The organism is Streptomyces sp. NPDC018947 (assembly GCF_044390505.1).
Taxonomy (GTDB): Bacteria; Actinomycetota; Actinomycetes; order Streptomycetales; family Streptomycetaceae; genus Streptomyces.
The window spans coordinates 138,223-161,923 of record NZ_JBIRZD010000007.1 but is presented as its reverse complement, the minus strand read 5'-3'; the positions used below and the strand labels follow the sequence as shown (position 1 = coordinate 161,923).

The following is a 23,701-nucleotide window of genomic DNA, read 5'->3' as shown; positions in this document are numbered from 1 at the left end:
AGGGATGCCCGGGACGCCTGACCCGGGTCTCAGCCCCGGTCGGAAGGGGACCGGGGCGGAATCGGGGTGGGTTACGCGTCCGGGGCGGTCTCGTCCGCCTCGGCCTCCTCGGCGAGCGCCGCGTCCAGGCGGGCGCGGGCGCCGTCCAGCCAGCGGCGGCACACCTTCGCCAGTTCCTCGCCCCGCTCCCACAGGGCGAGGGACTCCTCCAGCGTCGTACCGCCGGCCTCCAGCCGCCGTACGACCTCGATCAGCTCGTCCCGCGCCTGCTCGTACCCGAGCGCCTCGGCCACGGCCTCCGGCTGCTCCACCTCGCTGGTCATCCACCCACCCTATGCGTCGACTCGTACGGAGAAATCACCCTCGGACACGCGTGCGCGCAGCGTCTCGCCCGGTTCCACCTCGCCGGGGTCCCGCACCGCGTGCCCGTCGGACCGCTGCAGCACGGCGTACCCGCGCTTGAGGGTCGCGGCGGGGGAGAGGGCCACCACGCGCGCGTGCGTGTGCGTCAGCTCGGAGTCGGCCCGGTCGAGCTGGTGGCGCAGCGTGCGGCGCCCCCGCTCCAGCAGGGCCGTCACCTGCTCGGCCCGCTCGTCGATCATCCGGTGCGGATCCTGTATCGACGGCCGGGCCAGCGCGTGGGCCAGCCCCCGCTCCTCCCGGTCGACGAACGCCGCCACGCACCGCCGCGCCCGGTCCCGCAGCAGCCGTACCCGCTCGTACTCCTCGCCGACGTCCGGCACGACCTTCTTCGCGGCGTCCGTCGGCGTGGAGGCCCGCAGGTCGGCGACGTGGTCCAGGAGCGGATTGTCCGGCTCGTGCCCGATCGCCGAGACGACCGGCGTACGGCACGCGGCGACCGCCCGCACCAGTTGCTCGTCGGAGAACGGCAGCAGGTCCTCCACGCTGCCGCCGCCGCGCGCCACGACGATGACGTCCACGTCGTCCATCGCGTCCAGTTCCCGCACGGCCTGCACCACCTGCGGCACGGCGTGCACGCCCTGCACGGCGACGTTGCGCACCTCGAAGCGGACCGCGGGCCAGCGGTGGCGGGCGTTCTCCAGCACGTCCCGCTCGGCCGCCGAGGCCCGCCCGCACACCAGGCCGATCAACTGCGGCAGGAACGGCAGCGGCTTCTTCCGCTCCGGCGCGAACAGCCCCTCGCGCGCGAGGGACTTCTTCAACTGCTCCAGCCGGGCCAGCAGCTCCCCGACCCCGACCGGCCTGATCTCGGCGGCCCGCAGCGAGAGCTGCCCCCGCGGCGCGTACCACTCCGGCTTGGCGTGCACGACGACGCGGGCACCCTCGCCGACCACGTCCGCCACCGCGTCGAACACCTGCCGGTAGCAGGTCACGCTCACGGAGATGTCGTACGACGGGTCGCGCAGCGTCAGGAAGACCACGCCGGCGCCCGGCCGCCGCGACAACTGCGTGATCTGGCCCTCCACCCACACCGCGCCGAGCCGGTCGATCCAGCCCCCGATCAGCCGCGACACCTCGCCGACGGGCAGGGGAGCTTCGGGGGTCGTCTTCGCAGCCATGCGCCCGAGCGTAACGGCCCCCCACGACAACGCCCCCTGCCCCGCGCCACCGACCCGGCACACCGCGCCGGGCGGCCGGTCCCGCCCGAGGGAGCGTCGGGACGACTCCGGCCGCCGGACTCGCAGGGCGGGACACACCCTGCGCCTGAGGGCCCCTCCCGTGGCATCCGCGCCGGGGGACAGTCCCCTGCCGCCACCCCGGGCCACGCCTCCAGGCGTCCGGCCGCCGGACTCGCACCCCGCGCAGCCCCCGTACCCGGCGCCGTCGTGCGCCCCGCCGCATGCGCGCCCGGTGGCCGCGTACACCCGCGCCCGCCCGGCGATCCGACGCCCCTCACACCTCCACCGAACTCCTCCGCCGCCCCTGCACCGCGAGCACCACCAGTCCGATCACCAGCCAGATCGCCCCCACCACCTGCGCGGTCCCCGAGGCCTCCACGATCACCGCGACGGTGATGGCCGCGCCGAGCACCGGCACCAGCACATGCCGCCACCAGCTCACCCGGTCCCCGCGGCGGCGGACCGCGAACCAGCCCACCACGCTCGCGTGCAGCAGGGTGAACGCGGTCAGCGCGCCGATGTCGACCACCGACACCAGGTGGTCCAGGCCGTCCGAGCGCCGCGCCGCCCACACCGCCGCGATCAGCGTGATCACGGCCGCGACCACCAGCGCCACGCGCGGCACCCCGGAATCCGTGCGCGACAGCGCCCCCGGCAGCCGCCGGTCGCGGCCCATCGCGAACAGCAGCCGCCCGGCCGCCGCCTGCCCGGCCAGCGCCGCGAACGCCGCGCCGATCGCCTTGCTCACCGCCACCAGGTCGTGCAGCCACGTCCCCACGGACGCGTCCACCGCGTCGTAGAACGCCGACCCCTGCCGTTCCGGATCCGCCGCGAGCTGCGCCGACGACACCGGCTCCAACAGCGCCACCAGATAGGTCTGCGCCACGAACAGCACACCCGCCAGCGCCAGGCAGAACAGCAGCGCCCGCGCGACCTTCGCCGACCCGCCCGTGACCTCCTCGGCGAACGTGGCGATCGCGTCGAAGCCCAGGTACGACAGCACCGCCACCGACACCGCGCCGACCACCGCCGACAGCGCGAACGCCCCCTGGCTGCCGTCCCCGGACAGCGGCGACAGCCAGCCGCGCTCGGCGCCGTCCCGCGCGAGGACCACGATCGCCGCCACCACGAACACCAGCAGCACCGCGATCTCCATGGCGAGGACCAGGAACCCCACCCGGGCCGCCGCCCGCACCCCCCACAGGTTCAGCCCGGTCGTGACCACCACCGCCAGCGCGGTCCACACCCACCGCGACACCTCCGGCACCAGCGCCTCCATGGCGATGCCGGAGAACAGGTACGCCACCGCCGGGATGAGGACGTAGTCCAGCATCGCCATCCAGCCGGCGATGAACCCCGCACCGTTGCCGAGCCCCGCGCGCGCGTAGGCGAACACCGACCCCGCCTGGGGGACCACCCGCACCATCTGGGCGTAGCTGAACGCCGTGAACGCCATGGCGACCGTGGCGAAGACGTAGACGAGGGCCACCGCGCCGTGCGACTTGGCGTCCAGGGTGCCGAAGACGCCGACCGGCGCCATCGGCGCGATGAACAGAAGCCCGTAGACCACCAGGTCCCTGAAGCCCAGGCTGCGCCTCAGCTCGTGCTCCTCGCCGGCCCCGGGGGCCGCCGTACCGGTCTCGGACATCGTGCCTCCGCCAGCGCGTCGGACTGTGCATCGGAATGTCCCCGTCAGTTTCCCCGGCCACACCGCGCGCACGCGATCTCTGACCCGCCGAACGCGGCCTTACGATGGGTCCCATGACCGCTTCGCCTGGCCGCCGTGTCCTGCTCGCCGCCCCCCGTGGTTACTGCGCGGGTGTGGACCGCGCCGTGATCGCCGTCGAGAAGGCCCTGGAGCAGTACGGGGCCCCCGTCTACGTCCGGCACGAGATCGTCCACAACAAGTACGTCGTCCAGACCCTGGAGAAGAAGGGCGCGATCTTCGTCGAGCAGACGGAGGAGGTCCCGCCGGGGAACATCGTCATGTTCTCCGCGCACGGCGTCGCGCCCGTCGTCCACGAGGAGGCCGCGCGCGGCCGGCTCGCCACGATCGACGCCACCTGCCCGCTCGTCACCAAGGTGCACAAGGAAGCCGTCCGCTTCGCCGGCGAGGACTACGACATCCTCCTGATCGGCCACGAGGGCCACGAGGAGGTCATCGGCACCTCCGGCGAGGCCCCCGACCACATCCAGCTCGTCGACGGCCCCGAGGACGTCGCCAAGGTGGAGGTCCGCGACCCGTCGAAGGTGGTGTGGCTGTCGCAGACCACCCTCTCCGTCGACGAGACGATGGAGACCGTCGACGCGCTCAAGGAGAAGTTCCCGCAGCTCGTCTCCCCGCCGAGCGACGACATCTGCTACGCCACGCAGAACCGGCAGCTCGCCGTGAAGCAGATGGGCGCCGAGGCCGACCTGGTGATCGTCGTCGGCTCCCGCAACTCCTCCAACTCCAAGCGGCTGGTCGAGGTCGCCAAGCAGGCCGGCGCGCGCGCCGCTCACCTGGTGGACTTCGCCGACGAGATCGACGAGGCATGGCTGGAGGGCGTGACCACGGTCGGCGTCACCTCGGGCGCCTCCGTGCCGGACGTGCTGGTCGAGCAGGTCCTGGAGTGGCTGTCGCAGCGCGGCTTCGAGGACGTGGAGATCGTCAAGGCCGCCGAGGAGTCCATCACCTTCTCGCTCCCCAAGGAGCTGCGCCGCGACCTGCGCGAGGAGGCCGCCGCGCTGGTGGCCGAGCGAGGCGGGTCCGGCACCGCGCAGGCATGATCGCCCGGAGGGCCGTCCGGCCGTGCCGGCGCAGTGGCCCGTGTGACGGTCGGTGGCCCGTCGTAACGTAGGGCCATGCAGATCTTCGGCGTGGACATCGGCGGATCCGGTATCAAGGGCGCCCCTGTGGACCTCGGCAGGGGCGACCTGGCCCAGGAGCGCTGCAAGGTGCTGACCCCCCGTCCGGCGACCCCGGACGGGGTGGCCGACGGCGTGAAGCAGGTCGTGGACCACTTCGGCTGGACCGGCCCCGTCGGACTCACCTTCCCGGGCGTCGTCACCGGCGGCTCCACGGTCCGCACGGCGGCCAACGTCGACAGGAGCTGGATCGACACGGACGCCCGCGCCCTGTTCAGCGAGCGGCTGGGCGGGCTGGACGTGACGGTCGTCAACGACGCGGACGCGGCCGGCGTCGCCGAGATGCACTTCGGCGCCGGCCGCGGACGGCAGGGCACGGTCATCCTGCTCACCTTCGGCACCGGCATCGGCAGCGCCGTCTTCACCGACGGCGCCCTCGTGCCCAACAGCGAGCTGGGCCACCTCGAACTGGACGGCCACGACGCCGAGAAGCGGGCCTCCAGCAAGGTCAAGGACGACCACGACCTGTCCTGGGAGCAGTGGGCCCACCGGGTGCGGAAGTACCTCGCCCACGTCGAGATGCTGTTCTCGCCGGAGCTGTTCATCATCGGCGGCGGCGTCAGCCGCAAGTCCCACAAGTTCCTGCACTACTTCGAGGGCATCAAGGCCGAGATCGTCCCGGCGCAGCTCCAGAACAACGCCGGGATCGTGGGCGCGGCGATGCGGGCGGCGGGCTGAGCGGCGCCCGGGGCGGCGTGCGGGGCCGGGGGACCGGCCCTCACGTCACCGGTGGGCGCGTCATCTCGCCGCCGGCCGGCCGCGGGCGGCGGCGTTGCGGCGCCGGACCAGGCGGATCCGCCGGACGACGGCGATCGACCCGGCGATCAGCGTGCCGCCGTACAGCCAGCCGGCCTCGGTGGCCAGCGCGGTCACGAGGCCCATCACCCGGTCGCCGAGGCCGTCCCCGCTGTCGGCGACGGTCAGCAGACCCACAGCGAAGGCGATCGGCACGACGACGGGCGCCGTCAGCACGTCGCCGCGGTTGACCCAGAACGCCGTGAGCACGCACACCGGCAGGAACAGCACGCCGTACACCGTCAGGGGTCCGCCGAACAGTACGTCGTCGAGGAAGCCCAGGACGACCATCACCGCCGTGCAGAACAGACCGCTGCCCAGCCCGGTCAGCCGGGGATTGGGCAGCTCGCGCACGCGCCGCACCCACCGCCGCAGGGGCGGCACCGCGGGCGCCCCGGCGGGCCGGGGCCGCGCCACCGCCGCCGGCCGACGCGTCGCGCCACCCGCGGCGGGCGCGACCGCGGGTCTCGCCGGGCCGCCGCCCCGCCCCTGCGAGGGCAGCGGCGCGCGGCTTCGTTGCGGTCCGTACTGCGCGGGTCGCGTCCTGTGTTGCTCCACTGGACCAACTTAGGTCGGTTTATGTGCCGAATAGCCCGACAGACACGCCGTAGGACCATGCCCGGCCATGTGTTCGACGTCCGGCACGGCGGTTACCGGACACCCCGTAGACTGGTGGATCGGCCCTGCCTGGCCTGCTCCGCCCTCCGCATCCTCACGTACGGGAAGTCGCAACGTGTCGCTCACGATCGGAATCGTCGGTCTGCCGAATGTCGGCAAGTCGACCCTGTTCAACGCCCTGACCAAGAACGACGTGCTCGCGGCCAACTACCCGTTCGCCACTATCGAGCCCAACGTCGGCGTGGTCGGCGTCCCCGACCCGCGCCTGACGAAGCTGGCCGAGATCTTCTCGTCCGAGCGCGTCCTGCCGGCCACCGTCGACTTCGTCGACATCGCCGGCATCGTGCGCGGCGCGAGCGAGGGCGAGGGCCTGGGCAACAAGTTCCTCGCGAACATCCGTGAGTCCGACGCGATCTGCCAGGTCATCCGCGCCTTCAAGGACGAGAACGTCGTCCACGTCGACGGCAAGGTCTCGCCCAAGGACGACATCGAGACGATCAACACCGAGCTGATCCTCGCCGACCTCCAGACCATCGAGAAGGTCCTGCCCCGCCTCCAGAAGGAGTCGCGGATCAAGAAGGACGTCGCGCCGAAGGTCAAGGCCGTCGAGGAGGCCAAGGAGATCCTGGAGAAGGGCGACACCCTCTTCTCGCAGGGCATCGTCCAGGGCACCGAGCGCGCGGAGCTCCTCCACGACCTGCACCTCCTCACGACGAAGCCCTTCCTCTACGTCTTCAACGTGGACGAGGACGAGCTGACCGACGAGGCCTTCAAGAACGAGCAGCGCTCCCTGGTCGCCCCCGCCGAGGCGATCTTCCTCAACGCCAAGCTCGAGGCCGACCTCGCCGAGCTGGACGAGGACGAGGCCCTGGAGCTCCTCCAGTCCGTCGGCCAGGACGAGCCCGGCCTCGCCACCCTCGCCCACGTCGGCTTCCGCACCCTCGGCCTCCAGACCTACCTGACGGCCGGCCCCAAGGAATCCCGCGCCTGGACCATCAAGAAGGGCGCCACCGCCCCCGAGGCCGCCGGGGTCATCCACACCGACTTCCAGAAGGGCTTCATCAAGGCGGAGGTCATCTCCTTCGAGGACCTGGTCGCCACCGGCTCGGTCGCCGAGGCCCGCGCCAAGGGCAAGGCCCGCATGGAGGGCAAGGACTACGTGATGCAGGACGGGGACGTGGTGGAGTTCCGCTTCAACGTGTGATCGGTTCGCCACTTTCCGTACTTCGTCAAGCGCTCAGGGATGCTGCCCCGCGATCAGAAGGGCGGTCTCGGGGCGGCGTTTTGGCCTCCGCGTCGGCTTCGAACACGAGGCCGGCACGGAGGTATGCGCAGCCGACGGCGCTCGGCGGGTCCGAGGCTGATCGCGCCATCGCAGTGCGCGCCCCACATCGCGCCCAGCTCCATCGTGGCGACGGCGGAGTCGGCTGGTTCCGGAGCCGCGCCGGGTTCGAGGCGCGGGCCGTAGTCCTGTGCGAGTCGGGCCAGGGGGAGCCGGGCACGCAGTCAGGAAAAGAGCACCCAGCCGGTCCTTCACCACCGCGATCTCCCGGGTCCGGCAGTAGAAGACCTCCAGGGGGCACGAGCCCGTCTCTCGCCGGCCGACGTCCTCATCGCGGCGATCACCGAGCGGCACCGGGCCGCGATCCTGCACGACGACGGCGACTTCGCCGTGATCGCCTCGGTGAGCGGGCTGCGAGCCGAGTGGTCGTGGAGCCCGGGACCGCTGACCGAGGCCGACGCCGATCACGTCGAGGGGCGGAGGGCCTGAGTAGGGGTACTCAGAAGCGCTGTGCTGAACAGCCCTCACCTCGTCGGCGTGTGGGGCGCACCATCGAGTGCCCCTGCGTCGAGAGAGGTACTTGATGGGCCGTGACCTGCTGCAATTGCGCACCGCTACCCCGGAGGACCTTGACTGGATCTTCGAGCTGCGTCACCGGGTGTACGCCCAGGAGCTGGGCCAGCATGCATTGGATCCGGCGGGGCGGCTCCGGGACGGGCTCGACGGGGACAACGTGTACCTGGTCGCGGCCGCGGGAGCGGAACGGGTCGGCTTCGTCAGCCTGACGCCGCGCTGCGCTGGATCGCCTCCCGGGGCGGGCGCAAGGTGATGGCCATGGGGCGCACCGAACTGCTCGGCATGTACCTGGCCGCCGGTCTCAGCCCGGCCGGCCGCACCGTGCGCAGCGGTGCCGTGACCTTCGAGGTGCTGACCGGCGAGGTCGCCGAGCTGGCGCGGCGCGCGCACGAGAGGTACGGCACCACGCTGGAGCGTCTGCGGTCCGCCGTGGACTGGCGGCTCGACACGGCCTTCACGGCCCGGCCCGACGGCTGCGAACACGGCGGAGCCTCCTTCACCGCGATCGGCGCCGACTTCCGTACGCTCGAACGGCGCCGTCGGATCGTCACCGCCGACGTGCTGGACGCCTGGTTCCCGCCGGCCCCCGGGGTGCGGGCGGTGCTGGCGGAGGACCCGGACTGGATCGCCCGTACGTCGCCGCCGGCCGGTGCCGAGGGGCTGCTGTCGGAGATCGCCGCGGTCCGGGCGCTGCCGGTGGGCGCACTCGCCGTCGGCGCCGGTTCGTCGGACCTGATCTTCCGGGCGTTCGGCCAGTGGCTGACCCCCGAGAGCAGGGTGCTGCTGACCGACCCCTGCTACGGCGAGTACGCCCATGTCACCGAGCGAGTGATCGGATGCCGGGTGGACCGCTTCCGGTTGCGCCGGGAGGACGACTGGCGGATCGACCCGGACCGGCTGGCCGCCACCGTGGGAACCGGCCGCTACGACCTCGTGGTCCTCGTCAACCCCAACAACCCGACGGGGCGTCACGCCCCGGCCGCCGAGCTGCGCCCGGTGATCGAGGCGGCACCCGCCCGCACCCGCTGGTGGGTGGACGAGGCGTACCTGGGCTACGTCGGCGAGGCCGAGTCGCTGGCCGGCCTCGCGGCGGTGAGTCCCCGTGTGGTCGTCTGCGCCTCGCTGTCCAAGATGTACGCGCTGTCCGGCATGAGGGCCGCGTACCTGGTCGCCGAGCCGGCCGTCGCGGCCCGGGTGCGCCGCCGGACGCCGCCCTGGCCCGTCGGCCTGCCCGCGCAGATGGCGGCCGTGGCGGCCCTGCGCGACCCGGAGTACTACCGCGGCCGCTGGGCGCGCACCCACGAGCTGCGCGGGCAACTGGCCGCCGGGCTCGCCGCGTTGGACGAGCGCGTGACGGTGGAGGAGTCGGTGGCGAACTTCCTCGCCCTGGTCCTGCCACCGGGCGGGCCGAGCGCCGCGGAGCTGGTGAACGAGTGCCGGCGCCACGGCGTCCATCTGCGTGACCTGTCGCCGCTGTCGCCCGCCTACCAGGGCCGTACCGTGCGCGTCGCCGTCAAGGACGCCGAGGAGAACGCCCGCATCGTGGCCGCCTGCCGGGCCGCCCTGGCGCTGCCGCGGCCGGGGCAGGCTTCGCCCGCGGTGTCCGTCCGGTGATCACGGTCGCCTCCCTGGTGCCGTACCTCGGTGGGGCGCTGGCGGTGAGCGGCGTGGCGGTGGCCGCGTCCCGGCGCCGTGAGCTGCTGCACCGGTGGTTCGCGTGGGCGATCGGCGTGCCCTTGGTCACCGGGGCGTTCTGGGCGGGGCCCGCGGGTGCCGCCGCCGTCGCGGTCGTCGTCGGGGTGGTCGCGGCGATGGAGTTCGGTGGGCTGGCGGGGCTGCGGCGGCCGGACCGGGTCGTGCTGGCCGCCGGGGTGACGGGCGTGGTGCTGGCCGCGTGGCTGTCGCCCGGTCAGGTGCCGCGGGTGCTCGCCGTCTCGGCGCTCGCGCTGGCCGCGTTGCCGCTCCTCGGCGGCGATGCCGACGACGGCGGGCGCCGACTGGGCGCCGGACTGCTCGGGCTGGCCTGGCTGAGTGTGCTGGCCGCGCTGGTGCCGCTCGGGGCGAATGGGCTGGCGCTGTTCGTGGCGGTGTCGGTCGCCGACATCGTGGCGTACTTCGCCGGCCGCAGCATCGGCGGGCCGCGGCTGTCGACGCTGTCGCCGGCCAAGCGGTGGAGCGGGACCGTCGCCGGGGCCGCCGCCGGTCTGGCCGTGCTCGCCGTACTGTCCGTCCTGACCTGGCCGACGGCGATCGCGGTGGCGGTCGGCGGCCCGGCCGGCGACCTCCTCGAATCCATGGTCAAACGAGGTGCGGGGGCCAAGGACGCGGGGCAGTGGCTGCCCGGGTCCGGCGGCCTGCTGGACAGGATCGACTCCCTGCTCCTCGCCCTGGCCGTCCTCCTGGTCCTGAGCTGACCCGCCCGTCTCCGGTCCGTACCGCCCGACGGCCCGGCACCGGCGTCCCTGCCGGACCGGGGAGCGCCGCGGCCGCGCGGTGGGAGGATGCGGGGACGTGAGAGAGGGGTCCGGGCGTGGGGCGGGGTGAGCGGGAGGACATCGCCCGGGGAGGGCGGCTGCTGGAGGCGGCGCGGGCACTGGCCGGTGACCACGGCAGGGCGGCCGACGCCGTACGGGCGGCGCTGGCGCCGATCCAGGACGCCGCCGTGCGGCGGGAACTCGACGCCCTCCCCGTCGCCCGGTTGCAGGACGTCACCGAAGGCCGGCTGCGGCTCGGCGGTGTGGAGAAGAGCGGGCTGCGCACGGTCGGCGGCGTGCTCGACGCCGGGCCCCACCGGTTGCGGCAGGTCCCCGGGGTCGGGCAGCGCACCGCCGATCAGATCCTCGCCGCCGCCCGCCGCCTCTCCGAGGCCGTGCACGAGACCGTGGCCGTGCACATCGACGTGGACCGGCCGGAGCCGGGGACGACCGCGCTCGTCACCGCCCTGCACGTGCTGGTGGAGGCCGGGCCGGACGCCCGGCGCGCGGTGGACCGGGCCGAAGGTCTGGCGGAACGGCTCGGGCCCCTGCTGGAGGACGCCCGGCCCGTCGGTGGGCGCCTGCGGATGCTCGTCGCCGGCAAGGAGAAGCGGGCCCGCGCACTGGACGCCGTGGCCGGGATCCGGGCGCTCGTCGAGGACGCCGAGCGGGCGGGGCTGCCCGAGCTGTTCGCCCAGGCCTCCGTGGACCTGCTGCGGGGCCCGGCCTCGGACGTCGCCGCCTGGGTGGACTTCGAGCTGCGCTCCGCCGAGTACTACAGCCTGCTCGCGGAGATCTCCGGGCGGATGCCCGACACGGCCGCCGCCGAGGGCTTCCTGCCGGACGGGATCGCCGAGCGGGTGCGGGCGCAGCGCCTCGACGACTCCCGGCGGCGCGTCTCCCTGCGCGGCTACCAGGCGTTCGGCGCCCGCTTCGCCCTCGCGCAGCGCAGGGTGATCCTCGGTGACGAGATGGGTCTCGGCAAGACCGTCCAGGCCATCGCCGTCATGGCGCACCTGGCCGCCGAGGGGCGGAGCCACTTCCTGGTCGTCTGCCCGGCGAGTGTCCTCGTGAACTGGACGCGGGAGGTCGAGGCCCGCAGCGCCCTGCGCGTCGCCGTGCTCCACGGCCCCGACCGGCACGACGCGTTCGCCGACTGGAAGGGGCGCGGAGGGGTCGCGGTGACCACGTTCGACGCGCTGCGCGGATTCCCCGGGCCGGACGGTGCGGAGGTCGGCCTGCTCGTCGTCGACGAGGCGCACTCCGTGAAGAACCCGAAGGCCAAGAGGTCCCGGGCCGTCGCCCTGTGGGCGGAGCACTGCGACCGCGCCCTGTTCATGACCGGCACCCCGATGGAGAACAGGGTCGCCGAGTTCCGCAACCTCGTCGGGATGCTCGATCCCCGCCTCGCCGAGTCCCTGGGCGAACCAGACACCCCGGCCGGCTCGGTCGGCTTCCGCCAGGCCGTCGCCCCGGTCTACCTGCGGCGCAACCAGCAGGACGTGCTGACGGAACTCCCGAGCCTCCAGCAGACCGACGAATGGGAGGAGCCGAGCCCCCCGGACGAGGAGGCGTACCGGGAGGCCGTACGCGCCAGAAACCTCATGGCGATGCGCCGGGCCGCGTACGCGCGCCCCGAGACGTCGGCCAAGCTGGGCCGCCTGCGGGAGATCGTCCGGGAGGCCGGCGAGAACGGGCAGAAGACGGTGGTCTTCTCCCACTTCAAGGACGTCCTCGGCGTGGTGCGGGAAGCGCTCGCGGAGGACGGCGGCAGCACGCTGTTCGGCCCGCTCACCGGAAGCGTCCCGGCCGGGCGGCGGCAGCGGATCGTCGACGACTTCGGCGCGGCCGACGGCCCGGCGGTGCTCCTCGCGCAGATCCAGGCCGCGGGCGTCGGCCTCAACCTCCAGGCCGCCTCCGTCGTCGTCCTGTGCGAACCGCAGATCAAGCCGACCGTCGAGCACCAGGCGGTCGCCCGCGCCCACCGGATGGGCCAGGTCAGGCCGGTCCGCGTGCACCGCCTGCTGGCCACCGGCGGAGTGGACGAACGCCTGGTGAGGATGCTGGAGAGGAAGACCCGTCTCTTCGACGCCTACGCCCGCCGCAGCGCCGTCACCGAAGCCACCCCGGACGCGGTCGACGTGTCGGACCTCGACCTGGCCCGCCGGATCGTCGAGGAGGAACAGGAACGCCTCGGCATGACGGACGCCGGTCTCACGGCGTCCGGGTGACGCCGGGACCATCCGGCCACCGGCCCGGCGTGCTCAGCGCGCTGTCCGCCGCCACCACCGTGTCCGCCTGGTGTTCCACCTGCCGCCGCGGCGGCACCCGGCGCAGCCGAAGGGCCCGGGCACAGGACGACGTTCCAGGTGACGACGTCGGGGCCGGTCGCCGGGGACGGCCGGTCGCCGCGCGCCACACGCTCCGCCGGCGCCGGCTCGCGCCGTCACCGGGACAGCTCCGCGAGGCTCAGCAGGAGATGGGCCGACTCGGGGTGGTCGAAGTCGGAGTGCGCCCCGGCGGGGGCCAGTCGGGTGCCGGCGCTGCCGCGGAAACGCTCCCCGGCGTCCACGTTGACCAGCCGGTGGTCCAGCCGCGACAGCCGGTACGGCTCGTGCACCGGCAGCAGCCGCGTGTGGAACTGGGGGACCGGCGCCGCGCCCGCCCCCGAGTGGCCGATCCCGGCGGCCCCCTCCGCGCGCAGGTGCCAGAACCCCGTGGCCCGGTCCCAGCGGGAGTGGGTCAGCACCAGCGGTCCGCGCAGCGGCGCCCCGGACCCCGCGCCGGACGGGAACAGCGACGGGAAGACGCGGTCGAACGCGTCGCGGGGCGCGGCCATCTGGAAGACGACCATGCTGTCCACGGTGAACGGGCGCCCCGGCTGCGCGGGAGTGCTCCACCCCAGGACCCGCGGCGCGTCCGGCGCCGCCGCCCACTGCACCGCCTCGCACAGGAAGCGGCCCCCGAACGAGTGGCCCACGAGGTGCAGGTACTGGCCGTCGCGGTTGGCGAGCACCGGAGGCGCCGCCGGGTCGGGGCGCCGGGCGTCGAGGTAGCCGAGGAGGTGGGCGAGGACGTACGGGGCGTGGCCCTCGCCCGGTGCGCTCATCGCGTGGGCGCGGTCGCGGATACGCCGGTAGCCGCCGAGCGTGGGGAGGCTGGACGACGGCCAGCGCACCACCACCAGCGCGGGCCGGTATCCGCGGGCGAGCCGCGGATAGCGGTCCGGGTGCGCGGCGCGCAGATCGCGGGCCCGCGTGACCAGGGCCGTCGCCCGCCGCGCGGCGACCTCCGGCGCGGTCTGCCAGCCGTGGACGTAGACGTAGAGGTCCGTCACCCGCTCCGGGGGCCGGACGTGCTCGGCGAGATGCTCGGCGATCCGGTGGCCTGGGACGGTATGACGGCCGTCGGGGCGGCGGAGGCGTCCTCGCTCGTCGAGGTCAACGGTGATGAGGTGCACGGTCGGACCTCCAGGAGGCTGTCGATGCCGCAGTACAGCAGGTAGGCCAGGGCCAGCGGGTTGTGCAACTCGTCCAGGAAGTGGCGGACCAGCGCGCGGCAGATCTCCCCGGCCGTCCGCGAGCCCGCCAGGTACCGATCGAGGAACGCGCGGGCGTACTGCGACGCGAAGACCTGGGGGATCTCGATCTGCGGGCCCAGCACCCCGGTCGCGCCGTGCTCGACGAAGGCCCTGCCGAGGTACTCCAGTTCGGCGGAGGCCGCCGGTACGCCCGCGTGGCAGGCGTTGAGCAGCACGAACGGGCGGAACACCGAGTCCCGCGCGGCCCGGGCCTCCTCGCGGTGCTGGTGGACGAGGTCCGCGTCGACGACCTTGCTGTCCGAGAGCCGGATGCCGACGGTGCGGTGGACGCCGTACTCGTCGAAGGCGCCGTGGCACCAGAAGTACATGAGGTCCTCGTCGAACTCCGCGTCGGCGAGGGACCGGAGCAGGTCGTCCGCGTGCGTGCGCACCGTCAGCTTGGTGCGCTCGCCCAGCAGCCGGGCCACGTCGTCCGCGCAGCCGACGCCGTCGAGCGCGGTGTCGGTGTTCAGGCTGGTGACCGGGAGGGGCCGGACGGCCGGGGCGTGGACGGGCGCGTACGACGCCCCGGTCTGCTCGATCTCGTGCCGGTGCCCGAGGAAGGAGGGCGTCGCCGGATCCTCGGCCCGCACCGCGAGCATCGGCCACGGCACGGACACCTCGGAGTCGAAGCTGATGCGCAGGCCCTCTTGGCGCAGCTCGCCGAGCAGGAACTCGCGGAACCTCACCAGGTCGCCGTCCGTCCCGGCGAGGATGCGGTCGAGCGTGTACGCCCCGGTCCTGGCGAGTTCCCCGGTGAGGGGGACGACCGTGTTCCGGGAGTGCCTGAGGTCATGGGTGGCGGCGAAGGGGAACGGCGGCCCGTACGGCATCCCGTCGGCGTCCAGGGGCTGGTGGCGCACGAACTCCTGCCACCGGCCGCGCAGCCGGTCCGCCTGGTGGCGGATGGCGGTGCCGGTGATCTGGAGCCGGGCGCGGTGGACGCGGGTGCGCGGGGCGCGTTTGCCGGTGGGCAGCGCGATCATCTCGGCGCGGTCGTCGGACCCGACGGTGAGGACGACGGTCAGGTCGAGGGGGCGCTGTCCGTGGTCCCCGGGCCAGCGGGTGAGGTCGCCCGACGGGTCGTGGACGACCTCGGTGTGCAGCTCGTGCGGCATGGACTCAGGGCCTCCCGAGCGGTTCGGGGACCGCGACCGGCAGCGTCGCCTCGACGACCTGGAGCACCTTGCCGTACTCCGGGTCGTACACCCGGAAACGCAGCCGGTGTTCGCCCGGCTCCCGGGCCGTGAAGGTGAACCGCGCGGGCTCCGCGTCGTCCGTCGCACAGGTGAGGGCGGACGGTTCCAGCGTCGCGGAGGACCGCGACGTGCCGATCACGAGGACGGACACGGGCGCCGTCCGGTCCAGTTCGGCGTCCCGCGGGTCGACGGCGGCCAGGGTGAAGCCGATCGTCGTGGCGGCGCCGACGCGCACGACGTCGTCCTCCACGGTCAGCCGTGCCCGCCGCGCCGGCCGGGCAGCCCGCGCGGAACCGGCGGAGGGGGAGGGGGCCGGCGGGGGTTCGGGGGCTCCGGGGCCGGGAGGCGGTGGCGGTGCCGCCGGGGGTACGGAGGCGCCGGGGTCCGGGGAGGGGTGTTCCGCCGGGGGCACGTGGTCGCCAGGGCCCGCGGACGGGTCGGGGCCCGCGATCGCGGCAGGGGGCGCGGGTTCGGGGTGTCCGGGGGACGCGGGCCCGGAGTACGAGGGCCAGGGGGCGGCACCGGGGCGCGGGGGCGAGGCGGGCCACGTGGCGGCGCCGGGGTGCGGCCGCGACGCGGGGCGCCCGAACGGCCCGGCACCCGTGCCCGACGTGGCCGACGCGACCGACGACCCGAACGGCTCGGCCGGCGGCCCGTACAGCGCGGGCCCGGTGCGTGGGGTGGGCGGATCCGCGACCGCGCCGGGCGCCGCCGAGTCCCTGCCGGTCGACTCCGTGACCGCTCGGGGCGGCTCAGCGGCGAGGCCGGGCGAGTGCGTGGCCATGGGGGGCTGTCCCGGGGCTGCGGCGGAGGGGTGGGGGACTGGGCAGGGCGGCGCGGAGGCCGTGCTGGACGGCCGCGTGGTCACGGGGGGCTGTCCCGGGACCGCGCCGGGCGCCGCGGTGGCCGTGCCGGGTGGTCGCGTTGCTGTGCCGGGCGGTGCGGTGGCCGTGCCGGGCTGCTGCGTGGTGGCGTGGGGCCGTCCCGGGGCTTCGGCGGGTGGTTCGGCGACCGTCCGGGGTGGCTGCGTGACCGTGCCGGGCTGCTGCGTGACGGCGGGGGGCTGTCCCGGGACCTCGCCGGGCTGTCCCGGGACCTCGCCGGGCGGGTCCGTGACCGTGCCGGGCGGGTCCGTGACCGTGCCGGGCGGGTCCGTGACCGTGCCGGGCGGGCCCGTGACCGTATCGGACGTCCCCGACACCACGTCGTACTTCCCTGCGACCGCGCCGAACCGTCTCGTGCCCCCACCGGCCGACTCCGGCACCCCACCGGCCGGCCCCGTCACCGCGCCCGGCTGTCCCGGTGCCGCTTCGGACCGCCCCGCGCCCTCACCCGGTGCCCCAGCGATCCCAGGCACCCCCGGCACCCCACCCGGCACCCCCGGCACCGCGCTGGACGATTCCGCCGGTCCCCCCTCCGCCTCGCCGCGCCCCGCCGACCCGTGGAACCCCTCGATCACCAGCGCCGCCAGCTCGTCGTACGCGCGTCGGGTGCCGGACCGCAGCCGGGCCATGTCGAGTTCCGCGCCGGTGGCGAGGTGGTCGTCGAAGGGGACCGTGACGACGCCCCGGCAGCGCCCGGCGAAGTGCTCGACGATCCTGTCCGTCCTGACCGGCGTGGTGCCGGGGTGGACGGCGGAGAGGACCACGAGGGCGCGCCGCGCCAGCTCGGCGTGGCCGTGGTGGGCGAGCCAGTCCAGGGTCACGTCGGCGACCGCCGCGCCGTCCACGCTCGCGGTGGCGACCACCACCAACTGGTCGGTGAGCGCGAGCACCCCGCGCATGGCCTCCTGCATCAGCCCCGTACCGGAGTCGGTCACGACGACCGGGTAGACCCGGCTCAGGGCGTCGACGACCCGCTGGTACTGCTGCGCGCCGAACGGGCAGGACAGCGCGGGCCCGACGTCGTGCGCGAGGACCTCCAGGCCGCCCGGGCCGGTCGAGGTGAACCGGCGGACGGCGTCGCGGCTGTCCGCCTCCGGGAGGGCCGCGAGCAGGTCGAGGACCGTGGCACCGTTCCTGCGGCGCACCCGGTGGCCGAGCGTGCCGCCCTCGGGGGAGGCGTCGACGGCGATCACCGGGTCGGCGCACAGTCCCGCCAGGGTCGCGCCGAGCGCGGCGGCCGTGGTCGTCTTGCCCGTACCGCCCTTCAGACTGATCACCGAGACGCGGTGGCACCCGACGATCGGCCGGCCGGGCTCCGCGACGGGCCGGGACGCGCCCCGGCCCGGCCCGCGGCGGCGGGTCAGCCGGCGCAGCAGCCGGGCGGACCACGGCGGTTCGAGCAGCAGGCTCCGCGCGGACAGCGCGGCCCCGCCCGGCGGCGGGACCGGGGAGCCGGACGCCGGACCGGAATCCGGGACGGACCACGGACCCGCGACCGTCGTCTCCGGGCGGGGCCGGACCGTCGCGGGGACGGCCGCGGCGACGTCGGCGGCCCTGTTCCGCCACTCCGTCAACTGGTCGCGGGTCTCCACGACGGCCGGATGGTTGCCGTCGAACACCCGCACCATGTCGTCGAGGAGAGCCGCGTAGGCCGCCGCCGCGCCCGCGGCGTCACCGGCCCGGCCGCGCCACAGCGCGATGTTGTGCCGGGTGAGCAGGGTGTCGGGGTGGGTGGGCCCGAGCACGGGCAGCCGGTCGGCCAGCAGATCGGTGTACGCCGCCGCCGCCCTGGCCGGGTCGCCCGCGACGCCCTGCCAGCGCGCCAGGTTGTCCCGGACGGTGAACACGTCGGGGTTGTCGGGGCCGAGGACCCGCTCCAGGTCGCCGAGCAGGTCCCGGTAGGCGGCGACGGCACCGGCCGCGTCCCGCGAGGCGCCGCGCACCCGCGCCTGGTAGCCGCGGGCGGCCAGGGTGTCCGGGTGGTCCGGGCCGAACCGCTGCTCCAGCTTCGCGTGCAGCCAGTCCCAGCGGATCCGGGCCGCCCGGACCAGCCCCGCGTCGATGAGGTTGCGGCCCGTCTGGAACAACACCGCATGGCAGTGGGGCCGCCACAGCGCCTCCCTCGCGTGCCCGGTCAGCGCGTCCGTCCCCGAGCGCAGCGCCCGGCACAGCGCGGACCGGGGCCGCTCGGACGCCGTACGCCACACCGCCCGCAGGGCGTCGGCCGCGCTCAGGGCGAGGGCGTCGCGGTCCTCCTCGGGCACCGCCTCGCGCACGGCCTCCTGCACGAGGGTGCTCAGCCGTACGGCCGGACACTCCGCGTCGCCGTCGTACTCGACCAGGCGCAGGCCGTGCAGCACGCCGAGGGCGTCCAGGACGTCCCGCGTCCCGGGGGGCGTCCCGGCGTCCCCCGAGCCGCTGCGGCGCGCGAGGTGGTCCAGCGCGGGCTCGCTGGTGAGCACCTCGACCGGCACGCCGTGCGGATCGAGTACGGCGGCCAGTTCGAGCAGGGGGCGGGCGAGCCCCGCGCACTCCCGGTCGGCCGCCCCGACCGCGAGCCACCAGCCGGCGGTCACGGCGTCGCGCGAGGCGTCCCCGGCCCCGTCGGCACCGGACACGTCGGTCACCTCGGCGCGGGTCCGCCGGGCCAGCCGCTCGCGGTGGGCGGCACAGGTCGGCCCGGCCCGTGCCACGCAGGCGGCCGCCGTGGACAGTGCCGCCGGGTGCCACCGCAGGTCGGCGGCGAGGGCCGCGACGTCGGTGGGGTCGTCCCGGTGCCCGTGGCCGAGGAGTTCGCGCGTGAGCTGGTCGGCCGCGACCCCGGCCGGATACGGCCCGAAGCCGACGCATTCGGCACCGTCGGGCAGGGAGGTGGCGCGGCGGGCGGTGACCAGGACCCTGCCGTGGGGCCGGGACGGCGGCCACATGCCGTCCAGGCCGGCCGTGTCCGGCACCCCGTCGAGCACCACCAGCCAGCGCCGGTCGGTCCAGCTCAGCCAGGAGCGGAACGCCTCGGCGGAGTGCTCGGGGCGGCCGGGGTCGTGGTCGGTGGTGACGGCGGCGGCGTCCGCGTAGCCGCAGACGAGGGCGTCGCCGCTGGTGGCGGTCACCCACACCACCAGGTCCGCCGAGCCGTCCCGCAGCGCGCGCCGGGCCAGGTGCGCGGCCTGCTGCGTCTTGCCCGTCCCGGCGGGGCCGGTGAGCACCCGGACCGGCGCCGGGCTCCCGAGCGCGTCGCCCCGGTCGCGGAAGTGCTCCGCCGGTGCCGGGATCCGCCCCACCAGCGTGACGGACGCGTCCGGGCCGCCGTCGAGGGCGAGCGCGCCACCGGTCACGGGCGCCGCCACCGTGGCGTGGGCGACCAGACCCAGCCGGGCCAACTCGCCGAGCTGCCGCGTGAGTTCGGAGCGCTCGCCGGCCGCCGCCTGCTCCAGCAGCAGTTCGAAGCGCGTCTGCAGGGCGGTCTCCACCCTGATGCGCGGTTCGGGACCGTCCGCCTCGCGCAACGCGGCGGCGCTCAGGTCCAGACGGTGCCGATGCTCCTGCTCGGCCCGCAGGTCGCCCCGGGCGAGGAACCGCGCCACCCGGTCGCGCACGACCGCCCACCGCTCGACGGTGGCCGCCTCGGCCACGGCGGTGCCGGCCGCGGCCGCCGCGGAGAGGGAGGCGTCGTCCAACATGCGGCGCACCCCCGTCCTTCGCAGCTCTCCCGACGCCAACGAGGCTTCCATAGAAGCACAATGGGCCCCGCCGCACCCCGTCGGCCGAGCCACACCACTCCCGTTCGGGCTCCCGTCCCACGGTCCGTCGGCGGCGCACCCGCACGGGCCGCCGCGTCCCGCGCACCGGCTCGCGCGCCCGGCCCGGCACGCTGCCCGCATACCATGCGCTCAGTCAGGCGGCCCGCGTCCGGGCGGTCGCGCTCACCCCGCGGCGCCGCGCGGCACCGCACGGATGAGGAGTACGGCACAGGTGTCCATACCGCCGCCCCCCGGTCCCCGAGGGCCGTACCCCCAGGGGCCGTACGCCCCGCCGCAGCCCCAGCCGGCGTGGGGCCGGCCCTACGGCGCGTTCCCCGGGCCGGCGCCCCTCAACGGCGTCGCCATCGCCGCGTTCGTGCTCGGCGTGCTCTGCTTCGTTCCGGCGGTCGGACTCGTGCTGGGCCTGGTCGCGCTGGGCCAGATCAGGAAGAAGGGCGAGCGGGGCAAGGGGCTGGCGGTGGCGGGTTCCCTGCTCTCCTCCGTGGGCCTGGTCCTGTGGGCGGTGTCGTTGTCCACGGGCGTCGCCTCCGACGTCTGGCAGAGCTTCAAGGACGCCGCACGCGGCGAGGGCACCGCCTACGCGCTCTCCCCGGGGCAGTGCTTCACCACGCCCAGCGGATCCCTGCAAGGGGTCACCTACGACGTCGACGAGGTGCCCTGCGACCAGGAGCACGACGGCGAGGTGTTCGCCGCCTTCGACCTGCCCGGCGGGGCCTATCCCGGCGACGGCGAGATCACGCGCTCCGCCGACGACCGGTGCTACGGGCTCCGGGACGGTTACGCCATGGACCGCTGGGCCCTGCCCGCGGACGTCGACGTGTACTACCTGACGCCGACCCGGGAGAGCTGGCGCGCGGGCGACCGGGAGATCACCTGCCTGTTCGGCAACACGGACGAGCGGGGCACCCTGACCGGCTCGCTGCGCAACGACGCCAGGACGCTCGACCCGCACCAGTTCACCTACCTGCTGGGGGAGGGCTCCCTCAACCGGGCCATGGACGAGGCGCCCGAGGCGGAGTCGCCCGAGGACGACTTCGCGGCGTACTCGGTCTGGGCGGGGCAGGTGTCGGGCGCGCTGGAGCACGAGCTGTGGATCCTGCGCAGGCACGACTGGCCCGCCGGGTCCGAGCGGGAGGTCGCCGGCCTGATCGCGGACCTGGAGGCGGCGGAGGAGGAGTGGGGCCTCGCGGCGAGGTCCACCGACGTCGGCACCTTCTACGAGCACTACGACAAGGGCTTCGACCTGATCGACGGCGACACGACGGTCACGGCACGCAAGGCCCTCGGGCTGCCCACGACGCCACCGTCGTACGAGGAGGAGGACGGCGACGGGCCGGGCGGCACCGGCATGGAGGTGTGAGGACGTCCACAGCGGGGAGAAAGTGCCTGCGTGAAGCGCCCGACGGCACACGTCATCACTTCGAGTGATTCTCTGGCCTTCACTTGCCTGGCACAACCTACGGTTGCCACGCTGTTGCTGTCTGTACAACCTGATGGGAGCGGCCAGTGACATTCGGTGAGCAGCCGGCGTACCTGCGTGTCGCGGGTGATCTCCGCAAGAAGATCGTCGACGGCCTGCTGGCCCCCCACACCCGGCTTCCCTCCCAGGCCCGGATCCGCGAGGAGTACGGCGTCTCGGACACCGTCGCCCTGGAAGCCCGCAAGGTGCTGATGGCCGAGGGGCTGGTCGAGGGGCGCTCGGGCTCCGGCACGTATGTGCGCGAGCGGCCCGTGCCCCGGCGCATCGCCCGCTCCGGGTACCGGCCGGCCGGGGGCGCCACCCCCTTCCGCCAGGAGCAGGCCGCCGGTGAGGCGCGCGGCACCTGGGACTCCCGCAGTGAACAGACCGAGGCGAGCGGCGCCGTCGCCGAGCGTCTCGGGATCAAGCCCGGGGACCGGGTGATGTGCACGCGGTACGTCTTCCGGGAGGGCGGCGAGGCGATGATGCTCTCGACCTCCTGGGAGCCCCTCGACCTCACCGGCCGCACCCCGGTGATGCTGCCCGAGGAGGGCCCGCTCGGCGGCATGGGCGTCGTCGAGCGGATGGCCGCGATCGACGTCGTCGTGGACAACGTCACCGAGGAGGTCGGCGCCCGCCCCGGCCTCGCCGAGGAACTCCTCGCCCTGGGCGGCGTCCCCGGGCACGTCGTCCTGGTCGTCCAGCGCACCTTCTACGCCTCGGGCCGCCCGGTCGAGACGGCCGATCTCGTGGTCCCCGCGGACCGCTACCGGGTGGCGTACCACCTGCCCGTGAAGTAGGGCGCGGCGCTGCCGAGCCGGCCCCGTACCGGCAGTCGGACAGGGCCTCGCGCCCGCCGAGCGGAGCGGCCCCGGGCACGCCGGGCGCCGCGTCCGCCCAGGTGTGAGATGGCGCACGCCTCCGCGCGCCCCCCGCGCCCCTCACCCGTGCCGGCGCCCTCGCCCCGGATCCCACTCCCCCGCTGCCGCGGCGCGTGATTCCGGTCGTTCTCGCAGGTCGCCTCCGTCCCGCCGGACATGCCCCGACCGGAGGCGTCGGCGCGCGCGGACGGCGCGTCCGGCATCGTGCGCCCCCTGCGTTCTGGCTGGTTGCGTACCTCTTTGTGAAAATCCGTATTCGCTGCGTGAAGGTTAGGCGTAGGCTCGGGCATATGCGGATTGCGGTTTCCTTAGCGGGCGGGGCGCGGCGCGGACCGCGGGCGGGAAGTGGAGGGGCGCGATGAACGACAGCACGGTCACTCACCCCTGGCTGGTCTTCCGCCAGGACGACAACGGCAATCGCTACCGCGTGGGCCGGTACGCGACCCGGGCCGAGGCCCAGCGGATCGCGGACACCCTCGACGGTCGCGGTCACAAGCAGCTCTACTGGGTCGAGAAGCTCGGCCCGAACACCACCGGCTCCGCCGACTGACCCGGACCGTCCCGGCCGTCGGGCGGGTCCTAGGCTTCGCCGCATGACGGAACGGATCGTGGTGGGCGCCGCCCTGGTCGACGGCGGACGTCTCCTCGCCGCGCGCCGCAGCGCGCCGGCCGAGCTGGCCGGACGCTGGGAGCTGCCCGGCGGCAAGGTCGAGGAGGGCGAGACGCCCGAGGCCGCCCTCGTGCGCGAACTGCGCGAGGAACTCGGCGTGACGGCCCGGACCGGTGAACGCGTCCCGGGACAGTGGCCGCTCAGCCCCCCCTACGTCCTCCAGGTGTGGACCGCCCGCCTGCTGCCCGGCTCCCCGGAACCGGAACCCCTCGAGGACCACGACGCCCTGCGCTGGCTCGGTCCCGACGAGATCTGGGACGTGCCCTGGCTCGACCAGGACGTACCCGCCGTCGAGCGCGCGCTCGCGCACCTGGCGCCGCGGGCGAAGGACGTACCGGGCGCATGAATCACGCGGCGGCGAGCCCCCGTACGCCCGCGGTGCTTCCATGCGCCCGGGTGCGCACAGGCGCCCGTCGGACGGTACCGGACCCGGCATATCGGGTATGGGCCCATTGACCCCACGAAAAGGGACGAGGTGGGGTTGCCCGGCGGGGAAGTGATCGGCGTGATCGAGACCGAAGACGACCGGATCGAGTGGGTCTTCCCCGATGACCCGGGCGCCGTGCGCACCGCCCGCTCCCTGGTCCGCGAACGGCTGCGCGGCTGGGACCTGGAGAGCGCAGGCGACATCACCGCACTGCTGGTCAGCGAGCTGGTCACCAACGCCCTGCGGCACGCCACCGGACCCATCGGCGTGCGCATGGTGCGCCGCCCCGAGGGCCTGGACGGCGTTCTGCTCGTGGAGGTCTCCGACCCCCTGCCCGACCCGCCCCGCGAACGCGTCGCCCGCCCCGAGGACGAGGGCGGCCGGGGACTCCAGCTCGTCGCCTCCGCCGCCCGCCGCTGGGGCACACGGCCGGGCGCGACGGGCAAGACGGTCTGGTTCGAGCTCACGGTGCCGCAGTGACGGACCGTCGGCCTGGCGCGGGCGCCCGGCCCCGGCCGAAGACCGTTGCCGGACGGCGGGATTCGATGCCGTGTCCGCTGGTTAGAAGACTGGAAGTGTTGTCACGG

16 protein-coding genes and 2 pseudogenes are annotated in these 23,701 nt (G+C 74.8%); 11 read left to right on the top strand and 7 right to left on the bottom strand.

Going from position 1 to position 23,701, the window contains the following annotated elements; translation table 11 throughout:
* Nucleotides 1–71 precede the first annotated feature (71 nt).
* The 3 genes from ACH499_RS15705 to ACH499_RS15695 all read right to left on the bottom strand — a co-directional run bounded on the left by ACH499_RS15705 (nucleotide 72) and on the right by ACH499_RS15695 (nucleotide 3,249).
* Nucleotides 72–323, bottom strand: a complete 252-nt coding sequence (locus ACH499_RS15705) for an exodeoxyribonuclease VII small subunit (protein ID WP_356199755.1) — start codon at nucleotides 321–323, stop codon at nucleotides 72–74.
* A 9-nt stretch (nucleotides 324–332) separates the two neighbouring features.
* Nucleotides 333–1,541 (bottom strand): exodeoxyribonuclease VII large subunit, encoded by a 1,209-nt coding sequence (gene xseA / locus ACH499_RS15700; RefSeq protein ID WP_399016212.1) that lies wholly within the window; start codon nucleotides 1,539–1,541, stop codon nucleotides 333–335.
* 334 nt (nucleotides 1,542–1,875) lie between these two features.
* Nucleotides 1,876–3,249, bottom strand: a complete 1,374-nt coding sequence (locus ACH499_RS15695) for an APC family permease (protein WP_399016209.1) — start codon at nucleotides 3,247–3,249, stop codon at nucleotides 1,876–1,878.
* Nucleotides 3,250–3,353: 104 nt separating this feature from the next.
* Between ACH499_RS15695 and ACH499_RS15690 the strand changes: the two genes are divergently transcribed.
* Both ACH499_RS15690 and ppgK read left to right on the top strand, forming a co-directional pair.
* Nucleotides 3,354–4,370, top strand: coding sequence for a 4-hydroxy-3-methylbut-2-enyl diphosphate reductase (locus ACH499_RS15690; RefSeq protein WP_399016206.1), 1,017 nt, complete (start codon nucleotides 3,354–3,356; stop codon nucleotides 4,368–4,370).
* 75 nt (nucleotides 4,371–4,445) lie between these two features.
* Nucleotides 4,446–5,186, top strand: coding sequence for a polyphosphate--glucose phosphotransferase (gene ppgK, locus ACH499_RS15685; RefSeq protein ID WP_399016204.1), 741 nt, complete (start codon nucleotides 4,446–4,448; stop codon nucleotides 5,184–5,186).
* A gap of 60 nt (nucleotides 5,187–5,246) precedes the next feature.
* On the opposite strand, the gene ACH499_RS15680 is transcribed toward ppgK, so the two are convergent.
* A complete protein-coding gene (locus ACH499_RS15680) occupies nucleotides 5,247–5,861 on the bottom strand; it encodes a DUF6542 domain-containing protein (protein ID WP_399016202.1) in 615 nt (204 codons plus the stop codon).
* 175 nt (nucleotides 5,862–6,036) lie between these two features.
* Between ACH499_RS15680 and ychF the strand changes: the two genes are divergently transcribed.
* The 4 genes and pseudogenes from ychF to ACH499_RS15660 all read left to right on the top strand — a co-directional run bounded on the left by ychF (nucleotide 6,037) and on the right by ACH499_RS15660 (nucleotide 12,484).
* Nucleotides 6,037–7,125 carry a redox-regulated ATPase YchF gene (ychF, locus tag ACH499_RS15675; protein ID WP_399016200.1) on the top strand — a complete coding sequence of 363 codons (1,089 nt, stop codon included), beginning with the start codon at nucleotides 6,037–6,039 and terminating at the stop codon, nucleotides 7,123–7,125.
* Nucleotides 7,126–7,786: 661 nt separating this feature from the next.
* Nucleotides 7,787–9,393, top strand: a pseudogene (locus tag ACH499_RS15670) (pyridoxal phosphate-dependent aminotransferase).
* The gene (locus tag ACH499_RS15665; RefSeq protein ID WP_399016197.1) at nucleotides 9,390–10,193 is read left to right on the top strand and encodes a phosphatidate cytidylyltransferase; all 804 of its coding nucleotides are present in this window, start codon (nucleotides 9,390–9,392) and stop codon (nucleotides 10,191–10,193) included. Before ACH499_RS15670 ends, ACH499_RS15665 begins: the two are co-directional and overlap by 4 nt.
* Before the next feature lie 116 nt (nucleotides 10,194–10,309).
* A complete protein-coding gene (locus tag ACH499_RS15660; RefSeq protein ID WP_399016195.1) occupies nucleotides 10,310–12,484 on the top strand; it encodes a DEAD/DEAH box helicase in 2,175 nt (724 codons plus the stop codon).
* Between the two features lie 215 nt (nucleotides 12,485–12,699).
* On the opposite strand, the gene ACH499_RS15655 is transcribed toward ACH499_RS15660, so the two are convergent.
* The 3 genes from ACH499_RS15655 to ACH499_RS15645 are packed head-to-tail and all read right to left on the bottom strand — an operon-like array spanning nucleotide 12,700 to nucleotide 19,596.
* Entirely contained in the window at nucleotides 12,700–13,590 is an 891-nt protein-coding gene (locus tag ACH499_RS15655; protein ID WP_399016193.1) for a hypothetical protein, read from the bottom strand.
* The gene (locus ACH499_RS15650) at nucleotides 13,587–14,951 is read right to left on the bottom strand and encodes a CHAT domain-containing protein (protein WP_356199732.1); all 1,365 of its coding nucleotides are present in this window, start codon (nucleotides 14,949–14,951) and stop codon (nucleotides 13,587–13,589) included. The genes ACH499_RS15655 and ACH499_RS15650 overlap by 4 nt, the downstream gene beginning before the upstream one ends.
* Nucleotides 14,952–14,955: 4 nt before the next feature.
* Nucleotides 14,956–19,596, bottom strand: coding sequence for a hypothetical protein (locus ACH499_RS15645; RefSeq protein ID WP_399016190.1), 4,641 nt, complete (start codon nucleotides 19,594–19,596; stop codon nucleotides 14,956–14,958).
* 292 nt (nucleotides 19,597–19,888) lie between these two features.
* Here ACH499_RS15645 and ACH499_RS15640 point away from each other — a divergent pair, with 292 nt between their 5' ends.
* The 5 genes and pseudogenes from ACH499_RS15640 (at nucleotide 19,889) to ACH499_RS15620 (ending at nucleotide 23,594) form a co-directional block, all read left to right on the top strand.
* Entirely contained in the window at nucleotides 19,889–21,037 is a 1,149-nt protein-coding gene (locus tag ACH499_RS15640; RefSeq protein WP_399016187.1) for a DUF4190 domain-containing protein, read from the top strand.
* Nucleotides 21,038–21,183: 146 nt separating this feature from the next.
* On the top strand, nucleotides 21,184–21,936 hold the full coding sequence (locus ACH499_RS15635) for a GntR family transcriptional regulator (protein WP_356199727.1): 753 nt from the start codon (nucleotides 21,184–21,186) through the stop codon (nucleotides 21,934–21,936).
* A gap of 391 nt (nucleotides 21,937–22,327) precedes the next feature.
* A pseudogene (locus ACH499_RS15630) lies at nucleotides 22,328–22,567 on the top strand (SPOR domain-containing protein); the annotation flags it as partial.
* 43 nt (nucleotides 22,568–22,610) lie between these two features.
* On the top strand, nucleotides 22,611–23,033 hold the full coding sequence (locus tag ACH499_RS15625; RefSeq protein WP_399016185.1) for a (deoxy)nucleoside triphosphate pyrophosphohydrolase: 423 nt from the start codon (nucleotides 22,611–22,613) through the stop codon (nucleotides 23,031–23,033).
* A 150-nt stretch (nucleotides 23,034–23,183) separates the two neighbouring features.
* On the top strand, nucleotides 23,184–23,594 hold the full coding sequence (locus tag ACH499_RS15620) for an ATP-binding protein (RefSeq protein ID WP_399016426.1): 411 nt from the start codon (nucleotides 23,184–23,186) through the stop codon (nucleotides 23,592–23,594).
* Nucleotides 23,595–23,701 lie beyond the last annotated feature (107 nt).

Excerpts from the sequence above, each read along its gene's own strand:
- ACH499_RS15705 (WP_356199755.1), bottom strand. The coding sequence starts at position 323 with ATGACCAGCGAGGTGGAGCAGCCGGAGGCCGTGGCCGAGGCGCTCGGG.
- xseA (WP_399016212.1), bottom strand. The coding sequence starts at position 1,541 with ATGGCTGCGAAGACGACCCCCGAAGCTCCCCTGCCCGTCGGCGAGGTG.
- ACH499_RS15695 (WP_399016209.1), bottom strand. The coding sequence starts at position 3,249 with ATGTCCGAGACCGGTACGGCGGCCCCCGGGGCCGGCGAGGAGCACGAG.
- ACH499_RS15690 (WP_399016206.1), top strand. The coding sequence starts at position 3,354 with ATGGGTCCCATGACCGCTTCGCCTGGCCGCCGTGTCCTGCTCGCCGCC.
- ppgK (WP_399016204.1), top strand. The coding sequence starts at position 4,446 with ATGCAGATCTTCGGCGTGGACATCGGCGGATCCGGTATCAAGGGCGCC.
- ACH499_RS15650 (WP_356199732.1), bottom strand. The coding sequence starts at position 14,951 with ATGCCGCACGAGCTGCACACCGAGGTCGTCCACGACCCGTCGGGCGAC.
- ACH499_RS15645 (WP_399016190.1), bottom strand. The coding sequence starts at position 19,596 with ATGTTGGACGACGCCTCCCTCTCCGCGGCGGCCGCGGCCGGCACCGCC.
- ACH499_RS15625 (WP_399016185.1), top strand. The coding sequence starts at position 22,611 with ATGACGGAACGGATCGTGGTGGGCGCCGCCCTGGTCGACGGCGGACGT.